This window comes from Paenisporosarcina indica (genome assembly GCF_001939075.1).
Classification (GTDB): domain Bacteria; phylum Bacillota; class Bacilli; order Bacillales_A; family Planococcaceae; genus Paenisporosarcina; species Paenisporosarcina indica.
The window spans coordinates 297,857-321,916 of the sequence record NZ_MPTA01000002.1 but is presented as its reverse complement, the minus strand read 5'-3'; the positions used below and the strand labels follow the sequence as shown (position 1 = coordinate 321,916).

Annotated in this window: 20 protein-coding genes and 1 riboswitch; of the genes, 14 read left to right on the top strand and 6 right to left on the bottom strand. The window is 40.9% G+C overall.

Annotated elements, in window-relative coordinates; genetic code table 11:
- The first annotated feature begins 20 nt into the window (after positions 1-20).
- The 6 genes from GY23_RS06970 (at position 21) to GY23_RS06945 (ending at position 6,189) form a co-directional block, all read left to right on the top strand.
- Positions 21-704 (top strand): HAD family hydrolase, encoded by a 684-nt coding sequence (locus tag GY23_RS06970; protein WP_075618502.1) that lies wholly within the window; start codon positions 21-23, stop codon positions 702-704.
- A gap of 193 nt (positions 705-897) precedes the next feature.
- Complete coding sequence (locus tag GY23_RS06965; protein WP_075618501.1) at positions 898-1,335, top strand: NUDIX hydrolase; 438 nt, start codon at positions 898-900, stop codon at positions 1,333-1,335.
- Positions 1,336-1,505: 170 nt separating this feature from the next.
- Positions 1,506-1,684, top strand: a riboswitch (cobalamin riboswitch).
- Positions 1,685-1,866: 182 nt separating this feature from the next.
- A complete protein-coding gene (locus tag GY23_RS06960) occupies positions 1,867-4,089 on the top strand; it encodes a ribonucleoside-diphosphate reductase subunit alpha (RefSeq protein ID WP_075618500.1) in 2,223 nt (740 codons plus the stop codon).
- A 13-nt stretch (positions 4,090-4,102) separates the two neighbouring features.
- Positions 4,103-5,143 carry a ribonucleotide-diphosphate reductase subunit beta gene (locus tag GY23_RS06955; RefSeq protein ID WP_075618499.1) on the top strand — a complete coding sequence of 347 codons (1,041 nt, stop codon included), beginning with the start codon at positions 4,103-4,105 and terminating at the stop codon, positions 5,141-5,143.
- Positions 5,144-5,222: 79 nt separating this feature from the next.
- A complete protein-coding gene (locus GY23_RS06950) occupies positions 5,223-5,702 on the top strand; it encodes a PaaI family thioesterase (protein ID WP_075618498.1) in 480 nt (159 codons plus the stop codon).
- Between the two features lie 73 nt (positions 5,703-5,775).
- Positions 5,776-6,189 (top strand): VOC family protein, encoded by a 414-nt coding sequence (locus GY23_RS06945; protein WP_075618497.1) that lies wholly within the window; start codon positions 5,776-5,778, stop codon positions 6,187-6,189.
- A 262-nt stretch (positions 6,190-6,451) separates the two neighbouring features.
- On the opposite strand, the gene GY23_RS06940 is transcribed toward GY23_RS06945, so the two are convergent.
- From GY23_RS06940 to GY23_RS06920, 5 genes are all read right to left on the bottom strand, one after another.
- Positions 6,452-7,978 carry a tripartite tricarboxylate transporter permease gene (locus GY23_RS06940; protein ID WP_075618496.1) on the bottom strand — a complete coding sequence of 509 codons (1,527 nt, stop codon included), beginning with the start codon at positions 7,976-7,978 and terminating at the stop codon, positions 6,452-6,454.
- An 18-nt stretch (positions 7,979-7,996) separates the two neighbouring features.
- Positions 7,997-8,446 (bottom strand): tripartite tricarboxylate transporter TctB family protein, encoded by a 450-nt coding sequence (locus tag GY23_RS06935; RefSeq protein WP_075618495.1) that lies wholly within the window; start codon positions 8,444-8,446, stop codon positions 7,997-7,999.
- 56 nt (positions 8,447-8,502) lie between these two features.
- Complete coding sequence (locus tag GY23_RS06930) at positions 8,503-9,510, bottom strand: Bug family tripartite tricarboxylate transporter substrate binding protein (RefSeq protein ID WP_075618494.1); 1,008 nt, start codon at positions 9,508-9,510, stop codon at positions 8,503-8,505.
- A 139-nt stretch (positions 9,511-9,649) separates the two neighbouring features.
- Positions 9,650-10,342 carry a response regulator gene (locus GY23_RS06925; protein WP_075618493.1) on the bottom strand — a complete coding sequence of 231 codons (693 nt, stop codon included), beginning with the start codon at positions 10,340-10,342 and terminating at the stop codon, positions 9,650-9,652.
- A complete protein-coding gene (locus GY23_RS06920) occupies positions 10,339-11,955 on the bottom strand; it encodes an ATP-binding protein (protein ID WP_075618492.1) in 1,617 nt (538 codons plus the stop codon). Before GY23_RS06920 ends, GY23_RS06925 begins: the two co-directional genes overlap by 4 nt.
- Positions 11,956-12,320: 365 nt before the next feature.
- Between GY23_RS06920 and GY23_RS06915 the strand changes: the two genes are divergently transcribed.
- Positions 12,321-13,517 carry an MFS transporter gene (locus GY23_RS06915; RefSeq protein WP_075618491.1) on the top strand — a complete coding sequence of 399 codons (1,197 nt, stop codon included), beginning with the start codon at positions 12,321-12,323 and terminating at the stop codon, positions 13,515-13,517.
- A 548-nt stretch (positions 13,518-14,065) separates the two neighbouring features.
- On the opposite strand, the gene GY23_RS06910 is transcribed toward GY23_RS06915, so the two are convergent.
- Positions 14,066-14,866 (bottom strand): TIGR00266 family protein, encoded by an 801-nt coding sequence (locus GY23_RS06910; protein WP_075618490.1) that lies wholly within the window; start codon positions 14,864-14,866, stop codon positions 14,066-14,068.
- Positions 14,867-15,038: 172 nt separating this feature from the next.
- Here GY23_RS06910 and GY23_RS06905 point away from each other — a divergent pair, with 172 nt between their 5' ends.
- The 7 genes from GY23_RS06905 to GY23_RS06880 all read left to right on the top strand — a co-directional run bounded on the left by GY23_RS06905 (position 15,039) and on the right by GY23_RS06880 (position 24,055).
- Entirely contained in the window at positions 15,039-16,514 is a 1,476-nt protein-coding gene (locus GY23_RS06905) for an aldehyde dehydrogenase family protein (RefSeq protein WP_075618489.1), read from the top strand.
- Positions 16,515-16,590: 76 nt separating this feature from the next.
- Positions 16,591-17,769, top strand: coding sequence for a saccharopine dehydrogenase family protein (locus GY23_RS06900; RefSeq protein ID WP_075618488.1), 1,179 nt, complete (start codon positions 16,591-16,593; stop codon positions 17,767-17,769).
- A gap of 21 nt (positions 17,770-17,790) precedes the next feature.
- Positions 17,791-18,996 carry an acyl-CoA dehydrogenase family protein gene (locus GY23_RS06895; RefSeq protein ID WP_075618487.1) on the top strand — a complete coding sequence of 402 codons (1,206 nt, stop codon included), beginning with the start codon at positions 17,791-17,793 and terminating at the stop codon, positions 18,994-18,996.
- 39 nt (positions 18,997-19,035) lie between these two features.
- A complete protein-coding gene (locus GY23_RS19035) occupies positions 19,036-19,167 on the top strand; it encodes an RAxF-45 family protein (protein WP_425434970.1) in 132 nt (43 codons plus the stop codon).
- A gap of 144 nt (positions 19,168-19,311) precedes the next feature.
- Positions 19,312-21,183, top strand: coding sequence for a ribosomal protection-like ABC-F family protein (gene abc-f / locus GY23_RS06890; RefSeq protein WP_075618486.1), 1,872 nt, complete (start codon positions 19,312-19,314; stop codon positions 21,181-21,183).
- Positions 21,184-21,242: 59 nt separating this feature from the next.
- Positions 21,243-21,545 carry a TIGR04104 family putative zinc finger protein gene (locus tag GY23_RS06885; protein WP_075618485.1) on the top strand — a complete coding sequence of 101 codons (303 nt, stop codon included), beginning with the start codon at positions 21,243-21,245 and terminating at the stop codon, positions 21,543-21,545.
- Between the two features lie 344 nt (positions 21,546-21,889).
- Entirely contained in the window at positions 21,890-24,055 is a 2,166-nt protein-coding gene (locus GY23_RS06880) for a beta-propeller domain-containing protein (protein WP_084544055.1), read from the top strand.
- Positions 24,056-24,060 lie beyond the last annotated feature (5 nt).

Here is a 24,060-nt window from a genome sequence, read left to right as displayed (position 1 = left end):
ACAGGGTAGAGGTGGATGTATTGATAAAAGCTGTATTATTTGATTTGGATGGCACATTATTAAATAGAGATGATTCAGTAAAGTTGTTCATAAATAGGCAATATGAAAGATTGATAAATTTCGTAGGTCATATTCCAAAAGAGCAGTATATGGCTAGATTTATCGAGCTGGATCAACATGGATATGTTTGGAAAGATAAAGTGTATCAGCAATTAGTCGAGGAATTATCAATTAAAGAAATAACGTGGAAAGAACTACTGAAAGATTATATCAGTGAATTTAAGCATAGCTGTGTCCCCTTCCCAAATCTTACTGGAATGCTGGAAGAGCTAAAGAGCAACAATCTTATTCTAGGAATGATTACAAATGGATATGGTCAGTTTCAAACAGATAATATTATGTCATTAGATATAGAAAAATATTTTGATGTAATTTTAGTATCTGAGTGGGAAGGTTTAAAAAAGCCAGACCCTAGGTTATTTCATAGAGCACTCGAGAAACTTGCGGTATCTCCTCATGAAAGTATATTTATAGGAGACCATCCATTAAATGATGTGAAAGCTGCTAAGAACGTAGGAATGAAGGGCATTTGGAAGCGGAACGTTCACTACACAAATGTCGGTGCCGACTATATCGTTGACGATTTATTGGATTTAAACGAGGTTATTCGCATGATAAACAACGACGTTTGTTTAATTAAATAGAACCTTTATACAAGGCTATGTTAAAGAATGCTGTTGATGTAACTTAATAGACGAGTGGGTACATTCGCGAATGAAGGCTAAAATCCCGATATATTGGCTCATAAGGAACGTGCGACCAGCGCAAATGTACGATAAAGAACGGTTGATAATGTTAAAGAGAATACATAGAAAGCTCATTCTTGGAGGTCAGTTTATGTTCATTGTTAACGTGGAAGGTGCGATCTACAAAAATGAAAAATGGCTGTTAATAAGACGCAGCGAAAAAGAAGAACATGCAGGAGGAACACTGTCTCTTGTTGGTGGCAAGGTTGAACTCGAAGGAAACTCTTCGGATATTTTGGAAGGAACGCTACTAAGAGAGTTCGCTGAAGAGGTTGGAATCGTGGTTTCAAATCTTCGGTATGTCAATAGTTCTTCATTTGTTACCGATTCAGGGGTCCATGTGGTAGACATCGTTTTTCTTTGCGGTCACCATTCTGGCGAAGCCTACGCTAAGAGTCCTGACGAAGTAGATGAAGTACATTGGATGTCGACACAGGAAATTCTGGAATGCGAAGAAGTACCGATTTATCTTAAAAACAACATTAAAATTGCCGATCGATTACTGATAGCTGGTGTCTCAACTTCTTGAATTTAAAGCATTCACATTACTTGGAATGATAAAATAAGAGGAAGACAAAAAATATTATTTAAATGAATTAGCCAGTGTTAATAAGGGATAAGAAGATTCAGAGACTTTTCGTCTATTGAACGAAAAAACACAATATGTTAGGCTAATGTTTATATAAAACACAATATATAGTATGTATGCGAAAGAATGGTACCAGCAATGGTTTAATAGGGAATTCGGTCAAATGCCGAAGCTGTCCCCGCAACTGTAAGTGTGAACGACTGTACAAAGTCCACTGTGCGACAGCATGGGAAGGCGTACGGAAGGGTGAAACACGAGCCAGGAGACCTGCCATCTTTTCGATTAAGCAACACTTTCTTCGGGGGTTGAGGAGTGGAAGCGAGCTATCAGTAGCGAGCAATTATCCATTTCTCGTGTACCGGTATAACTCTTTTCCATTCAATCAATCATGAGCGATCGCTCAGCCGAAATGGCTGTGCGATCGCTTTTTTGTGTACCCGAAAATTATAATTTGAAAGGGGATTACATCAGATGCAAAAGATACAATCCAAAAAAGAAAAGATGATTGAGGAATTACTTACTATGTACAATGAAGGCCAATTAGCTCCCTTATTGCGTGCACATGACAAGTGGTCGAAGAAAAACCACGACGGAACGGATGCCCAATGGTCAAAAGCCATGGAGTTGGAAGCGCTCAGTCATTTGGATGAAGAAGAACCATTTTGGACATTTGTTGCAGCTCAAATCTATTTGTCACAAGTTTACAGTGATCAAGCGGCATTACGAGACTGTTTAATAGGAGATGTGTATACGAACTTTTACAACCACGTTACCCGTTTATCAGAAAAGGGGTTATATGATAGTCGATTGATTCAAACATATACGAAAGAAGAGATTACAGTTTTGGGAGCAATCATTGAACCTCATAGAGATATGCTGTTTACATATATCGGTTTGAAAACGTTGATGGACCGCTACGTGGCAAGAGACTTTGATAAAACTCCGGCTGAACTACCTCAAGAACGCTGGCTCATCATTGCCATGACGTTAATGCAAAATGAAACTACGGATCGTTTAACAAAAGTGAAGGAATCCTACTGGGCCATGAGTAATCTGTATATGACGGTGGCAACACCAACCCTCTCGAATGCCGGGAAACCACATGGCCAGTTATCAAGCTGCTTTATTGATACGGTAGACGATAGTTTGCAAGGAATCTATGACTCGAATACGGATGTAGCGACGTTATCGAAATATGGCGGTGGAATAGGCGTCTATATGGGGAAAGTACGAAGTCGTGGTTCATCGATTCGTGGATTCCAGGGGGCTTCAAGCGGCGTGCTTCCTTGGGTTAAACAATTGAACAATACAGCCGTCAGCGTAGACCAACTTGGGCAGAGACAAGGTGCAATTGCAGTTTATTTAGATGTTTGGCATAAAGATATCATGCCGTTTCTAGATTTGAAGTTGAATAATGGGGATGAACGTTTACGCGCTCATGACATTTTTACAGGTGTTTGTTTGCCAGATATTTTTATGGAGAAAGTAGAATCTCGGGAAGAGTGGGCATTATTTGACCCTCATGAAGTGCGTACCGTGATGGGCTACTCCTTGGAAGACTTCTACGATGAAACTAAAGGGGGAGGGACTTTCCGTGAAAAGTACCAGGCATGTATAGCGGAAGCGAGATTGTCGAGGGAAGTGGTTCCCGCGATTGATATTATGAAACGCATCATGCGGAGCCAACTAGAAACCGGCGTACCGTTTATGTTTTACCGAGATGAAGTGAACCGTAGGAATTCCAATAAACATGAAGGCATGATTTATAGCAGTAACTTATGTACGGAAATCTTTCAAAACATGAGTGCAACTGAATTTGAATCGATTACGCTGGAAGATGATGTCATTGTGACACGACGTAAGCCAGGCGACTTTGTGGTTTGTAATTTATCTTCCATTAATTTAGGAAAAGCGGTTCCAGCTGGTGTATTGGAACAACTGATAGAAATTCAAGTTCGCATGCTCGACAATGTCATTGATTTGAATATGATTCCTGTACCACAAGCACAGCGGACCAACGCGAGATATCGTGGAATTGGCCTTGGTACATTTGGTTGGCATCACTTATTGGCTTTAAAAGGAATTCGTTGGGAATCTGATGAAGCTGTAGAGTTTGCTGATGAGCTATATGAAGAAATAGCGTATTTAACGGTGAAAGCCTCTATGAATTTATCACGTGAAAAAGGACCTTATCCATTATTTCACGGGTCAGATTTCCATACAGGTGAATACTTTACGTCAAGAGATTACACAGGTGGGAAGTGGCGTGAGCTTCGCTTTGACGTGGCCATGAATGGTATGCGAAATGGTTATTTAATGGCCATTGCGCCGAATTCATCCACATCGATATTAGCAGGAAGCACAGCAAGTATTGATCCCATTTTCCAAAAAAGCTATTCAGAAGAAAAGAAAGACTACAAAATCCCAGTAACGGTCCCGGATTTGAATCAAGATACCACATGGTTTTACAAGTCGGCTTACTTTATTGATCAACACTGGACGTTAAAACAGAACGCCGCCCGTCAACGTCATATCGACCAAGGGGTGTCGCTGAATTTATATGTGCAAAACACAATTAAAGCGAAAGATTTGCTCAGTCTGCATTTGGATGCTTGGCAAAGTGGATTGAAAACAACCTATTATGTGCGTTCCACATCGATTGAACTGATAGATTGTGAATCTTGTTCTAGCTAAGGGGGAGAGTTTGGTGAAGACGATTGAAAAAAGAAAGCTCATGGATAAAACGGCACCAAATCGTTCGACGGGCATCGTAAACGGTGACTCTTCGAATATTTTAAACTGGGATGATGTAAGGTTTAGTTGGGCTTATCCAAAATACAAACGGATGTTAGGGAACTTTTGGACGCCATTTGAAATCAATATGGGTTCTGATGTCAAACAGTTCGGATCATTGTCCGATGCAGAGCGTGAAGCGTTTTTGAAAATTATCGGCTTACTGGCATTGCTCGATAGTATTCAAACCGATTTTGCTGGGAAAGTTGCGAATTATTTAACGGATTCTAGCTTGAATGCACTCATGATAATCTTGGCACAGCAAGAGGTCATTCATAATCATTCCTATTCTTATGTGCTATCGAGTTTGGTATCAAAACAGGAGCAGGACCGCGTGTTTGATTTTTGGAGAACGGAACCGGTTTTGGCGAAACGAAACGATTTTGTGATGAAAGGGTACGAGGAATTCGTCGAGAATCCAAATGTAGATTCGTTATTAACGGCCATTGTTTACGACGTCATTTTAGAAGGATTATTTTTCTACTCTGGATTTGCGTTTTTCTACCATTTAGCCCGTCATCAAAAAATGGTCGGCACGAGTACGATGATTAACTATATTAATCGGGATGAACAGATTCACGTCGATCTATTCGTGAAAATCTATCAAGAGTTGTTGAGTGAGTACCCTGAATTTGATACGCCTGATAGAGCTCAAAAAGTAGAGGCGATTTTCAAAGAAGCGGCACAGCTTGAAACTGAATGGGCACGTGAAGTCATTGGGAATCGAATTGATGGACTCGATGTGGAAGACGTGGAGGAATACATTTACTTCTACGCAAATGTGCGTTGCACGCAACTAGGCTATGAACGCCCATTCCCGGCCTATCGCAAAAATCCATTGAAATGGATCAAAGCGTATGAAGAAGTGGACTTAGGCAAAACAGACTTCTTTGAACAAAAATCTCGCCAATACGTGAAAGTAAATGTACAAGACAATGGCTTTGATGATTTATAAGGAAACTTAGTTCTTCTATAAAGGAAACACCGGATGAAATGTAGAATTGTACAACAACAAGACATAAGGAGTTGTTGAAATGGAAAACGCTAAAATAGCTATTCAAGATATCTATCCAGATGATTTTGCATATTGCTATGGGTGTGGTCGATTAAATGAAGACGGAAACCATTTTAGAACGTTTTGGAACGATGAGGAAACGGAGACGGTTTTTCAGCCTTTGCATATACATACCGCAATGCCTGGATTTGTGTATGGAGGAGTATTAGCATCTTTTGTTGATTGTCATGGCACTGGATCGGCTTCACTCTTTTTGCATCGAAAAAATGGGCATGAGCCAGGGGATGGTGCTGAGCCACCACGTTTTGTGACGGCTTCGTTACATGTTGATTATGTAAAGCCTACTCCCCAAGGTGTACAGTTAAAGGCAACTGGTATAGTAGAAGAAATACATCCGAAAAAGTACAAAGTGCATATTAAGGTATACGCTGGAGAAGAACATATAGCCAATGGCGAAGTAGTTGCGGTTGTGATGCCTGCAAGCTTTGGCAAGAAATAACCCTCAAATAAAGGTTTTTATACATGGATGCCGAATCTACTTTAGAAGGTTAATTAGTAAGGAGATGAAGGATATGAAACAACCAATACCATATTTAACGTTTTTCGGAAACGGAAAAGAAGCAGCGGTTTTTTATGAAAAAACATTTGGATTAGAAATCAAAGGGATGCAGACATACGGTGAAAGTGATTATCCATCGCCACCTGAGGCTGCAGATTTTCTGCTTCACTGCCTTTTATCTAATGGGAACTTTGGCATCATGCTTGCTGATTCAACAACTATAGGTGAATCAGGGGCAACAAATGTTTCATTGATGATTGATTGTGAAAGTGAAGAAGAAATCAAACGTTTGTATAGTGCCTTGCTTGAAGGCGGTACAGCCGTCATGGAACTTCAAGATACTTTTTGGGGAGCAAAATACGGTAAAGTACGCGATCCATTCGGCTATACATGGGATCTGAACTTTGAAAAAGGACAAGCAAAATAAGACTTAATGGGGCTGCCGGTGAATCTGGGAGCCTTTTTTGTGGGGCGACGTAGAGAAAGTGAGACGAAATCGGCCTTTTTTCAGACATCAACACGAAATTGGGCGACTGAGCGGACGCACAGCTGAAACAGCACGCAGTTTACAAGTATTTAATGACAAATTGGGCTTCCGTAGGTATCCCTTTTTTGTGTTGAAATGGGAACATGGATGGGAATATAGCAAAAATAGAAAAAGCTGAGCGTTAAAAACGCTCAGCTTTTAATTATTCTTCGTCATTGACGATGACACTACGTCCTTTTAATTTCAATAAAAGCGGAACAAGCAACCATATCGCTGCCACAATGAGAAATGATAATGATAATGGTCTTGTAAGAAAAATAGAGAAATCACTATTTGAAATTGTAAGTGCACGACGCATATTATTTTCAATCATTGGTCCCAGAACTAGTGCCAACACTAAAGGGGCAACCGGGTAGTCATTTTTAGATAACAAATAACCGAGAACACCACATGCTAATAATAAATACAAATCAAATGTTGTATATTGGACTGCATAAACTCCGAAAAACGATATCGTCACAATAATTGGAAGTAAATACTTTTTAGGTGTTTGAATAATTTTAGCAAATACTTTAACGAGAGGCATGTTCAGAACAAGTAACATTAAGTTCCCGATAAACATACTTGCAATGAGTCCCCAGGCAACATCGGGGTGATCTTCAAATAATAGGGGACCTGGTTGAATGTTATACATGATGAGCGCGCCCATTAATATAGCTGTCGTTCCTGAACCTGGGATTCCAAGAGTAAGCAATGGAATCATAGCACCACCAGAAGCAGCATTATTGGCAGACTCTGGACCAGCTACTCCTGCAATTGCACCTTTACCAAACATCTCTGGATGCTTGCTGAACTTTTTCTCTGCAATATAAGAGAAGAACGATGCAAGTGTTGCACCAGCACCTGGCAAAACACCGATGAAGAATCCTAATAATGAACCCCTCACAATCGGTACCGCACTGTCTTTCAAATCTTGTTTCGTTGGTAAGACACGATCGATTTTGGCAATTGCACCATCTTCTTTGTCCCGCTCAAGAATTGTTTTAAATACTTCACCAAGAGCGAATAATCCAACCGCAATTGTTAAGAATTCAAGGCCTGAATACAGAATCGGCATATCATATGTAAAACGAGCAATCCCAGATACGGCATCAATTCCGATTGTTCCTAATAGTAAACCAAAAATAGTCATAATTAATGCTTTAGTCATTGACTTACCGGCTAATCCACTTACTGCACAAAGTCCAAGAAGCATAAGAGAGAAATACTCGGCAGGTCCAAACTTGATCGCTATGTTCGATAATGGTTTTGCTAATAAAACTAAGCCAATTAGCGAAATAATACCTGCAGCAAATGAACCAATGGCTGCAATGGAGAGGGCAGCTCCTGCGCGTCCCTGTTTAGCCATTTGGTAACCATCTAATGTTGTGACAACAGAAGAAGATTCTCCCGGGGTGTTTAACAAAATAGAGGTGGTAGATCCTCCATACATCGCACCATAATAAACGCCAGCTAACAAAATAATTGAACTTGCTGCTGCTGCTTCGGGCTGCAAACCGGATGTCAAAGTAGCAGTTACAGGAATCAGTAAAGCTACACCGCTCATAGGTCCAATCCCTGGTAAAACTCCAACAGCTGTTCCGATAACAACTCCTACAAAAGCAAATAGGATATTTTGCCATTGGAATGCAACGGCAAACCCATCAAATAGAAAATCTAATGTACTCATGCGATGACTCCTTTCACTTTAAAATTGAGGGAATCCAGGCAATGACCCGCCAAGAAATTCCACAAAAAAGTAGTAAACACCGAATGAAAAAACACCGGCGATAATGATTGAGCTAAGCCATTTGCCGCGCTCCATTGTCTGGAATGCGATAAGTAGGAAAATGAACGTAGAAATTACGTAACCAATTGGCTCCAATACACCTGCATACACTGCAGCACTAACAAAAATGATAATGAACTTTTTATATTGAAGAGGTTCTTTTGATCCATCTTCTGGTTTATATTTAGTTGTTTCAAATAGTAGACGAATACTAAGCAAGATTAATATAGCCCCAAGTGCCATAGGAAAGATATTTGGTCCAACTGTAGAACCGTATGAACTTACTGATATTGAACGACTTTCAATTACAAATAAAAGACCAATCAGTAAAAAGGCGATACTTGCGAAACGATCGAACGTTTTACTCATTATCCTTTCACACCTCCTAAAGAAAAGGCGACCGCTAATGCCGTCGCCATAATTTATTATTTTTGCATGTCTAGTGCAGTTAATAATTCAACAATGACTTTATCTTGATCTTCTAAATAAGTAGTAAAGTCTTCGGCATTACGATATTCACTTTGCCAACCATTTCTTTCAAGTTCTGCTTTCCACTCGTCTGTTTCTACTAATTTATCAAGCTTTTCAGTCCAATAGTCATAAGCTGCATCAGACATATCTTTAGGTCCGAACAATCCACGCCAGATTGTAAATTCTGCATCAATACCTTCTTCTTTGAAAGTTGGTACCTCACTTAAGACACCTTCTAAACGTTCAGTAGAACTAACAGCAAGCACTCGAACATCACCAGACTTCACATACTCTGAAATTGTAGAAGCGTCAGTTGCAATTACATCAGCATTATTCCCAAGTAGTGCTGCAACCGCTTCGCCGCCGCCGTCATAAGAAACGTATTTGACTGATTTAGGGTCAATGCCGAATTTAAAGGCAGGAAGGATTCCGACCAAATGATCCATTGAACCAGGAGCTGAACCACCTGCTAATGTCACTTTAGTTGGATCAGCTTTTATTGCATCTAAAACATCTTGTAACGATTGGAATTCAGAATCTGCTTGAACAACAATAGCGCCATAATCACGAGTTAATTGAGCAAGAGGTTTTGTATCTTTATAACCGTAGGCACTGTTACCCTCAGCTTTATTAGCGTTAATTAAGATTGGTGGTGATTTCACCATTAATGCATAATCATTTTTTGCTTCTTTTGTAGCAAATTGCGCCATATAAACGGCACCGCCGCCACCTGGTTTATTTTCTACCGTGATTGGCTTTTCAACTAATTTTGTTTCGTTCATTGTTTTTGCGATAGCGCGAGCCGTTAAATCCCATCCGCCACCTGCCCCAGAAGGTGCGACAATTGTAATCGTATTCTCTGGATACTTCGACGAAGTACCTTCACTATCCGCGGCAGAGCATGCCACTAAACTTAAAGCCAATGAGCTTACCAGAACAGCTTTAGATAATTTTCCCCACATACATAATATCCCCCTTGTTTGAATTGAAAAAGACAACGCTTTCATTGCGTTGTCTTTAACTTATCAGAACACTTATTCAATTCAATGTTTTGGGTCATAAGTGGAATAAACGTCTTTCTCATCATTATGTTCATAAAATTCATAGGTTAATAGGAAAATATCTGCGCTCTGGACGGCCAATTGTTCCATACATTAGTTCAGCAGCTGCTTTATGTTCTGATACCAGGAATTCTAAGTATCGTCTTGCGGTTGATCTACTGAGTCCACTGGCGAGTCCGAGCTTTTCTGCCGTTATCCCATTTAATTGTTGTTTTAAATGCATCATGACCTTTTCCTTTGTTATGGGGTCAATTCCTTTTGGTGTCAATATACTATCGGAGGAAATTGCCGACTTGTCTGAGTGCCACAACAATTGAATGGATTCTTCTTGTAATTTACCTGTGTTTGCAAGTGTTTTTCTTTTTTTCTGGTAAAAGCGCAAACTATCTTGGAATCGATCAAAAGTTAAAGGTTTCAAAATGTAGTCAATGACGCCACCTCTAAAAGCTTGTTTCACCACACTTACTTCGGCTGCGGCGGTAATAAAGATGATGTCTGTATCAGCACTTTCTGCCTGAATAAAAGCCATTAACTCAGTACCCATCATATCGGGTAAATAGACATCTAGTAAGACTAAATCTGGTTTCATAGACGTAACCCAATCCTTTGCCTCAGACCCAGAATGTGCGGAACCTACAACAGCAAATCCATCGATTTTACTGATAAAACGACGGTGAATGTCAGCGATTCTAGGGTCATCCTCAATGATTAATACTTCAATTACTTCGGTCATGTTGAAAATCCTCCTTTTGGAATAGAGATGACGAACAGGGCACCTCCTAAATCTCCATTTTCAATCGTTACAACTCCATTTAAATCTCTTATATTTTTAGCAACCTTCACTAAACCGTACCCGCGATCATGCCCATCTTTCGTGGAAATACGTGACTTGAAAATGAAATCTTGTAAATCAGGACTAAGGCCACTACCTGAATCTTCAACTTCAAGTAATATTTCTTGTCCATTATCATGTATAAACAATCGGACCATTCGATCTGATTCAGCTAAGTGTTCAATCGCTTCAAATGCATTTGTTACTAGATTTCCTATAATTGAAACAAATAAGCTTTTTTCTAGATGTTTAGGCAGATTCTGTAAAAGACTATCTTCATCTAAAATAAAGCGAACTTTTAATTCGCGTGCCCGATTGAATAAACCTATGACGAGTCCACCTAGGTAAGGGTCTTGTAACCTTTTCGTGACGAACTGGATTAGGGACTGATGCTCCTGCGTTTCATCGTGGATTAGATATAGTGCTTCGTCCAGTGAGTTGAGTTGAATAAGACCACTAATTGTATAGAGAAAATTCTTATATTCATGTGTTTGTGCTCGAAGTGCTTCTGTATATTGTTTCACTTGAGAAAGTTCGGTTGTTAACTGATCAAAATCCGATTGCAAACGAAAACTTGATACGGCTCCAACTACTTCTTTCCCCACGAGAATCGGTATACGATTCACAATGGCTTTTTTGCCGCGTATTTCCATTGTTCGATCAAACTGTTTTTCTCCAGTGAGCAGAACTTTGGGGAGGAGTGTGTTCGGTAATACTTCTTCAATGTGACGACCGATAAGTGGTATATCTTCTGGTAGGGAAAGCGTTTCATACGCTGCTTGATTCATCATCGAAATACGTGCTTCTTGATCGACCATTATTATCCCTTCACGAACTGATTCAATCAGCGAATTTCGTTCTGTAAAAAGTTGAGCGATTTCGGCAGGCTCGAGATTGAAAAGCACTTTTTTTATACTTCTTGCTAATATCGTAGAACCAATAACACCAAGGATGATTGCCAATACTACAATAATAACAATCGAATCTACATATTCAAAAAAGGTATGAGAGATTTCATCTTTTAAAAACCCGACTGAGATAATCCCAACAATCTCCCCGTATTCATTTTTAACTGGCGCTTTTCCTCGTAAAGCTGGACCCAATGTTCCAGTTGCTTCAGAGATATAGGAGTCCCCATTAATTAACGCGCGCTCATTATCATCACCAACCATTTTTTGACCAATTCGTTCAGGTACGGGGTGTGCATAACGAATTCCTTCATCATTGCCAATTACCACATATTCAGCACCTGAAAGTTCTCGAACCGTTTCAGCGATTGGCTGTAAAACAATTGAAGGGTCTTCATTTGCAAACCCAACTATCACATCTGGTCGGTTTGCCGTTGTCACAGCTATGTTAAGAGCACGATTTCCAATTTGCTGTTCAATACTCTCAGACATCGTGAAATAGAACGAAGCTCCAATGAGAAGTGCAATAGCAGTCACAAATAATGCTCCGTAAGCAAAGATTTTTGATTGTAAAGATAGATTCTTCAAAGCTCTCACTCGTTTCATATAATTATTGCTAGTATGACAACTCGTGCGAGAGTTGGCAACAGTTGGATTTCCAAAAAGTCAGACGTGAATGGCAATTTTTAGACGTGAAGGGCAAAAAGTCAGACGTGATCCCCATTTTTTCAGACGTCAACGCCAAATAGTCAGACTGAGCGAACGCTCACCTACTACAGCAGCAGCTTAACAAGTATTTAGTGACAATATTCTGAATAGAATTTATACTAAATTAAGTTTAAGTAAGGGAGAGATTCATATGAAAAGAAAAACACTGTCAACTTCATTCAAATCGGAGGGCATGTTGTTCTAATACAGATGATTTCCGATTTGATTCGAATCAGAATCAATAAAATCGGAGGAGTTTTTAAATGAGTATACAAAATTTCTATTACATCGTGACGAGTTCACGATCATTCTTTATCCAAATGGTATTTACACTTAGCGCCATTTATTATGTGACACAAGCGGATCTCAATGCACTACAACTTGTACTGATCGGGACGATTATGGAAGTGTCCGTTCTCTTATTTGAAATGCCGACGGGTTTATATGCGGATCATTTTGGTCGAAAACGTTCGCTAGCTTTAGGGATCTCAGTAATCGGATTCGCTCATATTTTAGAAGGCAGTACCCCCGAGTTCTGGGCAATTGCTGTGGCTTCGGCAATGTGGGGAATTGGGTGGACATTCATCAGTGGGGCTGAGCAAGCTTGGATTGCGGATGAGTTGAGTGGGGAAAATTTAGAGAAAACATTTTTGCGTGGTTCACAATATGGATCACTTGCAAGATTTACAGCGATTTTAGCAAGTGTGGCGATTGCGTCCATTTGGTCGGTGCAAACGGCGATTTTATTTGCAGGGGTCATGCTGATAGTCCTTGCCGTATGGACCTGGATCAAATTGCCAGAAACAAAATTTGTCAAAGTCACGCGTGAAAAAGGTGTCTCTGGACTTACGCATATGATTACGACCATAAAAGGTGGCGTGTCACAAATCCGCGGCAACACGGTGCTCGTAAGTATTGCGATGGTGACACTATTTTGGGGACTTGCGAGCGAAGGATTCGACCGATTGTATGGAGCCCATTTCATTGCCGATTATGACTTGTCCGAAAGTGAGTCCATTTATTGGTTCGGTGCATTTTATGCCGTAGCCTTTTTACTCAATATCATCGTTCTTCGTATCGTTGAGAAAAACGTGAAGGGGCAATATGCTGAGGTTCTGTTGGTCATGAATACGTTATTGATCGGAACGATGATTGTTTTCGCATGGACGGGGCACTTCTGGTTAGCCGTCGCGATGTTCTGGGTAACAAGTGCACTGCGCAATGTGAATTATCCATTGATGAGCATTCTGACAAATGAACGTTTGGAGTCGAAAGGTCGTGCGACGGCTCTGTCTATGTTCGGCCAACTTGATGCTTTTGGACAAATTGCAGGGGGTCCGATAGTTGGGTTGCTCGCTTTATACACGTCTATTTCGGGAGGTATCTCGGCTTCAGCATTGCTTGTTTTGCCCGTGCTGTATTTCTTGTGGCGGATGAAAGGAAAGATGAATGTCTCATAAGTTAAGTTCTGTTGGCTTCGATTAGGATAAGATTTTGCATGTGATAAACGAATAGAACAAATGCTTATTATTTGTGTTAAATTTAACTGTTTTCTTGTTTCTTTTGGAGAAAACAGTCAAAATTATTAAATCATCATACTCAATGAAAAACAACGAAAAGGGGCTGTCTAAAAAGTTCCTAAAATGAAACAGGTGAAGAAAAACGAGTCGTTTTTCTCCACCTGTTTTTATGTTTTCACTTGTTCTCCTTTTTATAGCTAGGTTGTATATACCCGTTGATTTTTAAACACTTTATAGATTGTAGTGGAAGGCGGCGACTCCTGCGGGATCAGCGGGACAGGTGAGACCCCGCAGGAAACGAGTTGTGCACAACTCGTTTGCGACGAAGCTAGCGCAGCGATGCAGGAGCACATGTTTTTAAGCGACGAGGAGGCTCACCGCCCGCCCCGCGGAACGCGTCCGCCTGGAACGGAAATCAGCATATTACTATGAAGAGAGCTGCCCTAAAAGTCATTTTTTATGACATTTGGGACAGCCCCTTTTCGTTGTTATTTCCCACCAAGTAAATTAAACAATCCGCCCGTTAAACTACCCTCACCCTTAGATCCACCACCCGGTGTTTGAGGAGCTGCTGCAAAAACACGACTTGCTAAACGACTAAACGGTAAAGATTGAATCCATACTGATCCAGGTCCACGGAGTGTAGCAAAGAACAGGCCTTCTCCACCAAATAATGCTGTTTTAATGCCTGGGACCATTTCGATATTGTAATTTACATCTTTCGTCATGGCAACCAAACACCCGGTATCCACGCGAATGACTTCGCCGACTTGTAAATTTTTACGGTGAATGGTGCCGCCAGCATGTACAAATGCGATTCCGTCACCTTCAAGTTTCTGCATAATAAAGCCTTCGCCACCAAAGAAACCTACGCCTAGTTTACGTTGGAATTCGACACCCACAGAAACACCTTTTGCTGCGGCTAAGAACGCATCTTTTTGACAGATTACTTTGCCACCCATTTTGCTTAAATCCATCGGAATGATCTTTCCTGGATACGGAGAAGCGAAGTATACCAAACGTTTACCTGAACCGCTATTTGTAAAAGTCGTCATAAATAAACTTTCACCCGTCAGGAGGCGTTTGCCGGCACCCATGAGTTTGCCCATCACACCACCACCAGCAGAACCTTTCGAACCATCACCGAAAATGGTTTCCATTGTAATGCCTTCTTCCATCATCATTAAACTGCCAGCTTCTGCAACAACTGTCTCTTTCGGATCAAGCTCCACTTCCACATACTGCATGTCATCCCCGTACAATTTATAATCAATTTCGTGATTGTTCATTCTGCTCATTCCTCCAAATAATTAATTCTATTCATTCATACGCTTTAAGGAACAAAAAGTTTCACTACCTTTTATATGAATATACCAATTAATTTGAAAATTGGAAGGGTTAAAGATCTTGATGTCGAATAAGTAAAGTGGAAGCGTTTTCAAGTCGAAAGGAGTTTTGAATATGCAATTAAATAACTATATCGGTGGTAAGTGGCAGGAAGCGGGAGACGCGAAATACGTTTCGGTAACGAATCCTGCAAATGGGGAAGAGTTAGCGCAAGTTCGACTGTCAACACAGGAAGACGTGAACCTGGCTGTGGCAGCTGCGAAGGAAGCTCAAAAGAAATGGGCCCTTGTTCCGGCTCCGAAACGGGCTGACTATTTATATGAAGTAGGACGTATTATGAAAGAAAAGAAAGAGCATTTGGCACAAGTGCTAACGAAGGAAATGGGCAAAGTGATTGAAGAAGGCCGTGGAGAAGTGCAAGAAGGCATAGATATGGCGTTCTATATGGCGGGAGAAGGTCGTCGTTTATTTGGCGAAACTACACCATCGGAACTTGCGGATAAGTTTGCAATGAGTGTTCGTGCACCAATCGGCGTGGTCGGGCTCATTACACCTTGGAACTTCCCAGTAGCCATAGCAACATGGAAATCGTTCCCGGCAATGGTAGCGGGCAATACATTCTTATGGAAACCAGCAACTGAAACACCGATGATGGCATATGAAATGGCAAAAGTTTTTGAAGAAGCAGGAATCCCAGATGGCGTGGCAAACATCGTTTTCGGTTCAGGTGCTGACGTAGGGACGGCCATGATTGACCATCCGGATGTCAAGGTAATCTCATTCACGGGGTCAACGGAAACAGGCCGCTCAGTCGCAGAACGTGGCGGTCGGAATCTGAAAAAAGTGTCACTTGAAATGGGTGGGAAAAATGCAGTTATCGTCATGGATGACGCAGATCTAGGGTTGGCGGTTGAAGGGATTCTTTGGAGTGCTTTCGGAACAGCTGGACAACGTTGTACAGCATGTAGCCGCGTCATTGTGCATAAAGATGTAAAAGAAGAACTGGAATCACGTCTGTTAACATCGATGGAACAATTGACTATTGGAGACGGCATGGATGAAACCGTGAAAATAGGTCCCGTTATTAATAAAAAAGCGTTGGAAAAAATCCACAGCTATGTGGAAATCGGTAAAAATGAAGGGGCTACGCTGTTAGTCGGAGGCGAAATTCTTTCTGATGGGGAATTAGCTAAAGGAAACTATTATGCTCCGACGCTCTTCACAAATGTAGATCGTGACAGCCGAATCGCACAAGAAGAAATCTTCGGTCCAGTGGTATCACTCATCGAAGTTTCTAGTTTAGATGAGGCAATTGAAGTGAACAACAGCGTAACATTTGGATTATCAAGCAGTATTTTTTCACGTGATGTCAATACCGTATTCAAAGCACAACGTGATCTGGATACAGGGATTGTCTACGTGAACGCAGGCACAACAGGTGCTGAAATTCATTTACCTTTCGGTGGGACAAAAGGAACGGGGAACGGACACCGCGATTCGGGAGTCGCTGCACTCGACGTCTACACTGAGTGGAAGAGTATTTACGTAGACTTCAGTGGCAAGTTACAACGAGCGCAGATTGATAATTGAAACCAAAGCTTAGGTGTCAAAACAGGCAGCATAGGCAGTAATACAAACTGACATATTTACAAAGGGGATGTAAGGAATGAAAGTTGTTGTATTAGGTGCAGGACTGATGGGGAAAGAAGCAGCTCGTGACTTGGTGAAAAGTGAGAACGTTGAACGAGTATTTTTAGCTGATGTTCAGTTGGAACAAGTGGAAGCTTTTAAAGCTAAATTACAATCCGATAAACTTCAAGCAGTTCAGTTGGATGCCAATAATGATGAACAATTAAAAGACGTTATGAGTAAAGGCGACGTAGTTATCAATGCATTATTTTATTCATTTAACGAAAAAGTAGCGCGTACGGCAGTGGAAGTCGGTGTTCATTCAGTTGATCTCGGTGGCCATATTGGCGGTGCAACAGACGCTGTACTTGGTTTGCATGCGCAAGCTCAAGAAAAAGGGATTACAGTCATTCCAGACCTAGGGGTAGCTCCTGGAATGATCAATATCCTGTCTGGTTATGGTGCTAGTAAATTAGATGATGTGAAATCAATTAAAATCTATGTCGGGGGCATTCCCGTTGAGCCGGAAGGACCTTTGAAATACAACATTGTGTTCTCATTGGACGGCGTGCTTGATCATTACACAGACACTTCACATGTCGTGAAAAACGGAGTATTGTATGAAGTCCCTTCACTATCTGAGGTCGAATCGATTCACTTCGATGAGTTTGGTGAACTGGAAGCTTTCCATACATCGGGTGGAACATCGACGTTGACGAAAACTTTCCCGGATGTTGAGACTCTTGAATACAAAACGATTCGTTATCCGGGGCATGCTGAGAAATTTAAAGTATTAGTAGACCTTGGATTAACAAATAAAAATACAATAGTTGAAGTGGATGGAAAAACGGTCAGCACACGTGACGTGTTGAAAGCAGCTTTGACGCCTGGTCTATTACTCGGTGAAAAACAAGATGCCGTGTTGTTGCGTGTCATCGTCGCAGGTACTAAAAACGGGGATGACGTAACGTATGAGTACGATCTTGTAACGAAAAAAGACATGGATGATCAAGTGACCGCTATGGCGCGCGCAACCGCTAATACCATTTCAGTCGTGGCACAAATGATTGGGAACGGAGACATTTCCAAACGTGGGGTGTATCCACCGGAACAAATCGTACCTGGAGATGCGTATATCGCTGAAATGAAGAAACGCGGTGTAAACATTATCGAAACGATACAAGAACTTGAATCAACTTCAGTTGGTAACGGATAACGGGAGCGGGAGGCAATCATCATGAACTTCGAATTTTCGGAAGAGCACCAATTACTTCGTAAAACAGTTCGACAATATGTGGACGATGAAATTATTCCATACATTGCAGAGTGGGATTCATCAGGTGGGTTTGATCCGAAAGTGTGGAAACGCTTAGCGGAATTAGGATTAATGGGTGTGTGTGTGCCAGAATCGTACGGTGGGAGCGGTATGGACTACAATGCACTGGCCATAGTTTGTGAAGAGTTGGAACGAGGCGATACGACTTTTCGTACCGCTGTCTCGGTGCACACTGGCTTAAACTCCATGACACTCATGCAATGGGGCACGGAACAACAAAAGCAAAAATACTTAGTTCCACAAGCAAAAGGTGAAAAAATCGGAGCGTTTGGCCTAACTGAACCTGGTGCTGGCTCCGATGTTGCGGCGATGTCCACAACAGCCACTCGCGATGGGGATGACTATGTACTGAAAGGTCAAAAAACTTGGATTTCTCTATGCGATCATGCAGACCATTTTATTGTCTTTGCATATACTAATAAATCAAAGAAACACCATGGGATCAGTGCTTTTATTGTGGAACGAACCATGGAAGGTTTTTCTTCAAAAGCGATTAAAGGGAAATACGGGATCCGTGCAGGAAATACAGGTGAGATCTTCTTTGATGAGATCCGTGTACCAGCTGCCAATCGTTTAGGTGAAGAAGGGGAAGGCTTTAAAATTGCTATGGCTGCTTTGGATAATGGGCGGTTTACAGTGGCAGCAGGAGCTGCAGGACTCATTCAAGCATGTATCGAAACAAGCGTTAAGTATTGCCATGAACGCGAAACGTTTGGTAAACCGATTGGCAAACATCAGTTAGTACAACAAATGATTGCCAATATGGAGGCTGGATTACAAATGAGTCGCCTTCTTGTCTATCGTGCGGGTGAGTTGAAAAATAAAGGGGTTCGAAATACACGCGAGACTTCTTTAGCCAAATGGCAAGCATGTGATTTTGCAAACAAAGCTGCAGACGATGCGGTACAAATTCACGGGGCATATGGTTACTCAGATGACTATCCAGTGGCGCGTTTCCTGCGAAACTCAAAAGCACCAGTTATCTATGAAGGAACACGCGAAATTCACACGATCATGCAAGCTGAATATGTACTCGGTTATCGGGAAGATAAAAAATTATCGAAGATGTTACCAAAATGGCCATTTGAAATCGACAAAGATGTATGATAGAATATTCTAAAATCGACGAACGGAGGTGAGGAAAGAATGAATAACACTGTGAAGGCACATGGATTTATACTGGAATTTTTATCCACATCATGTGCGATTACTCATGAAAATTCTATTAACGGGATAGGTATGCCCTTTTTTAGACAATTACATGAACATCACAGCTGATTAGACATTCTTTCTTCTCCATGGAGCGCTTTGCGCTAAATCGTATGAGAAAAGACTGCTTGCTTTTCAGGCAGTCTTTTTTTGTATCCAAAAAAGAGATTGGATGCTTCCCATCTGTGATGAATTTGAAAGGAAGCGGAATCAATGATATGTACAATTCAAGAAATTAGTAAGATGCTCGGTGGAAATTTAATATTTGAAGATTTATCTTTAGCAATCAAAACGGGTGATAAATTAGGCGTTGTTGGCCGCAATGGTACAGGAAAAACCACATTATTTACATTGATCTCAGGAATTGAAACGCCCGATCAAGGGAGCATTCATTTCAAGAAAGGCACTAAAATCGGTTACTTGGCACAGATTCCTTCTTATTCTGTGGAAGTAACAGGTCACGATGTATTGCTACTGGCATTTGAAGAGTTAGTCGGCATGCAGCAAAAAATGAACGCTCTAGAAGAAAAGATGGCAAAAGCTACACCAACTGAGATGGATAAACTGCTGAAACAATATGGAGATCTACAAGAAGAGTTTACACGTCGTGATGGGTATTCCATGGACACGGACATTGAAAAAGTGGTGCAAGGTTTACAATTGACTGCGTTTGTCGATCGTTCATTCATCAGTTTAAGCGGTGGGGAACAAACAAAAATCATGCTAGGTAAATTGTTGCTCACTAAACCGGATCTATTATTGCTCGATGAGCCAACAAACCATTTGGATTTATTTGCAGTCGAATGGCTGGAGCAATATTTAGTGACGTATGAAGGCACGGTCGTCATTATCTCGCATGACCGTTACTTCCTGGACCAGGTCGTGACAAAAGTGGCAGATTTAGAAGAAGGCGAATTAACCCTTTACCATGGCAACTATTCTTCATTTGCCATCCAAAAAGAAGAACGACTAATGCGTGAATTCCAGGAATATGAAGAACAACAAAAGAAAATCAAGAAAATGAGAGAAGCCATTAAACGTTTGAGACTGTGGGCAAATGAAGCGGTTCCGCCAAATGCCGCCTTGCATCGCCGGGCCCGCAATATGGAACGTGCCCTCGAACGCATGGAAAAAGTAAGAAAGCCATTGATTGACCCGAAAAAAATGACGTTAACATTTGATACGGCATCCCGGAGCGGAAAAGAAGTCGTAGTGATGGAAGGTGTGTCAAAATCCTTTGGGGACAAAATGTTACTATGGAAATCCGATTTTAATGTGTTTTGGAAAGACCGGATTGCTATTGTAGGTCGCAACGGAACGGGCAAGTCAACAATCTTGAAACTGTTGCGTGGTGAGCTGGCAGTGGATGAAGGAGTGGCTCGTTTAGGTAGCAATGTGCGTGTCGGGTTTTTATCGCAGCATTTTGAAATCACTGATCCAAAAGCCCGATTGATTGATGTATTCCGAAAAGAAGTCTCCATGTATGAAGGGGAAGCACGGAATGTACTGGCACGCTTTATGTTTTACGGTCCAGATGTTTATAAACGAGTGGGTGACCTAAGTGGTGGGGAACGTATGCGTTTAAGATTGGCACAACTCATGCATCAAGATGTCAATTTATTAATGCTAGACGAACCGACCAATCATCTGGATATCGATTCGCGTGAAGTATTGGAAGAAGCCTTGGAAGATTTCCAAGGAACCATTTTGGCGGTATCTCATGACCGTTACTTCTTAAATAAATTATTCCCCCGTACAGCATGGCTGAATGCTGGTGAGTTGACCACATTTGAAGGTCCGTATGAATGGGCACGCGGCAAATGGGATGAATTGCAATCACGGCGTGAAGTGGAAATCATAAGTGTCGAGAAAGTAACGGAAAAAGTGAAACCTGTTCGAGAGAAAATACAAGTGACACGTTCATATGAAGAAGAAATCACAGAGTTGGAGCATACCATCCTGGAAATAACCAACCGCATTGAACATGAAGCGGATTGGGAAGTATATGAGCAACTGAGTTCTGAAAAAACGGAGAAAGAATCAAAGCTAGAAAGATTGCTGGAGCAGTGGCTGGAGAGTTCTTGAAGATTAATGGCAAGTTTAGATGAAAGAAATTAAGTCATATTTTGATCGGAGGTACTTGAATGCCAATCTGTCAAAGTTGTGATCATCACTGGAGTTGGAAAACAACGTTTAAAAAAGCTTTTTCATTTAAAAGAAGAATGAAGTGTCCTAATTGTAAGGAAGTTCAATATGCATCGACAAAATCTATGCGAAAATCAGGAATTATCGGTCTTTTTCCAGCACCAATAATTATTTTTTCCAGTATGGTTCTTAAATTGAACTTGGGCGTAACGATCTTAGTTGCGATTCTAATACTTATGGTCATAACAATTACGTATCCAAATACACTAGAACTCTCTAATGAAGAAGAGCCGCTGTGGTAAAAACGCACCCTATTTAGCCTTACACCCATTGTGAGGAGAAATAGGGTGTTTTTTACCCTTTTCTATGAAAATGAGAAAGGAGAAATGTTCTAGAAAATGTGAGTTTCCTACTTGAAGGACGATTATTCCTACGTGACCTCCCTTTTTTCCTACGTCATCCCCGATTATTCCTACGTGACCCTCGATAATTACAACTGAGCCCTCGCTCAGTCATAAAGTTCTCAGCGACAGCGGACGAAGCTATTCCTTGCAAGTAATAAAAAAAGATTCAAAAAATTTGTAACCAAAATGAAAGGAATAAGTCTAATGGAATAACAAGGAAATGAAGAAGGAGAGGTAGCAAAGTGAAAAAGAGAAGTGTATGGTTATTCATCGCTTTAATGGTGGCGTCAATTGTCTTAGCGTTTGCCTTTTTAATCGATAAAGTGACGGTTAGTGCTTCATCCATTGCACTATCGGAGCAGGGGTGGAAGGCGAATTTTTCGACTCCGTTAAAAACGTCTGCCATTGATGATGGGGATATTTATTTAGTGGATCAACAAGGGAAAGTAGTAAAAGCCGATTTAACATTTGCAGAAAATGGACATTCGCTGGAAGTGTCAAACTTGAAACCAGGTTCTTACACACTTCACGTGAATCGGAATGCCGTAAAAGGTGGCTTCCTTAAATCCATGTCGATTAATGAATTATCGTTTACGGTCCATAAAAATCTGCAGACTGTAAAATCGGAAAAAGAGTTAGAAGATTACTTGAAAAAAGTTGCTTCCATGTATGCAAGTCGTAATAAAACTAATTTTTTGGGTGAGACGTTGGAAATGGAGGCGTCGAGTGAAGATAAATCTTCTGCAAATAGTGAGGGAGAATCTAATTATTCAGAAACCAACAACCAAGTAGAAGGTGTTGATGAAGCGGATATGGTGAAAACTGATGGGGAATATATTTACACCATCATGAATGGACGGGTGGATATTACAGACATAAGGAATCCGAAATCCATGGCGAAAATGTCTGGGATTCCAGCTGCTGAAGACTTTTATCCATCACAATTATTTCTACATGAAGATACGTTGATTGTTTTAGGCGATCACCATATCCCTTATGAATATAGTGATGTGTCAGAACCCACGGAAAAATTGATAATTGCTCCATTCAGCAATTCGACGAATGTACGTTTTTATGATGTATCCAATCCGCAAAAACCTACAATGGTTCGTGAAATTGGTGCGGAAGGGTATTTGAACGGGGCTCGTAAAACAGACAATATGTTGTACTTTGTTACGAACATTTCACCTAACTATTGGGCATGGGAACAAGGGGATGATGTGGAAGTTCGCCCTTATACTTTTGATAGTGAAATTGATGCAAAAGCTGCCCCAATGGATTTATCAAACATTTCAATCTTGCCTGGTTCACTCGAAGGAACGTACAGCATTATCACGGCAATGGATCTAAATAATCCAAAAGACTCAAAAATAGAGACAAAAGGATATTTGGGTGGGAGTCAGTCGATGTATATGACGAAAGAAAGTCTATATTTAACTGCTCCGGTGTATTTGCCAATCGATCAAAATAATCAAATGAACAGGACAATGATGTGGAACCCAAGTGCATCAAATACGGAAATCTTTAAGTTTGAATTGGACGGCACTAATATCTCGTTTGCCTCATCCGGAGAAGTGGATGGCATGCTGTTGAACCAGTTTTCAATGGATGAACACGAAGACTATTTCCGAGTTGTCACGACAAAAGGCTTTGCGTGGGATGAGGAAACACCGTCTGAAAACAATTTGTATATTCTGGACGCAGGTATGAAACAAGTAGGTGCAATTGAAGGTCTGGCAAAAGGTGAGCGTATTTATTCAGCTCGTTTTATGGGCGACAAAGCATATATGGTGACGTTTAAACAAACTGACCCGCTGTTTGTGATGGATCTCTCCAGTCCGACTAGCCCTAAAGTGTTAGGCGAGTTAAAAATTCCTGGTTTCAGTAATTATCTGCATCCGCTTGATGAAAATCATCTCATCGGCTTTGGCTATGATACGAAATCGATACCTGGTGAGAAAGGGCAACCTCCACGCATTGTCACGGGAGGGATGAAAATTTCACTGTTTGATGTCAGCGATTTCAACAACCCAAAAGAACAGGACATCGAAATTATTGGTGATCAAGGAACATACAGTCCCCTACAATATGATCACAAAGCTTTGTTCCAACATCGTGGAAAAGGGTTCTACGGTTTCCCGATTACATTATATGAAGGAATAAATAAAGATGGTTATGGAGAATTTGCAGGTGAAGGTGCTTTGATGTACGAGATCACAGCTGAAAATGGAATTCAAGAAGTAGCAAATATGATCAATGAGAGAAGACCGGATCAACCATATGAAGATTGGGAGAAATCCATTCAACGAATGGTCTATGTAGGAGACACTCTTTATACCATTTCTGCAAAAGAAATTAAGAGTTTTGATTTAAAAACGTTTAAAGAGATTGGTATTGTCACATATTGAATACA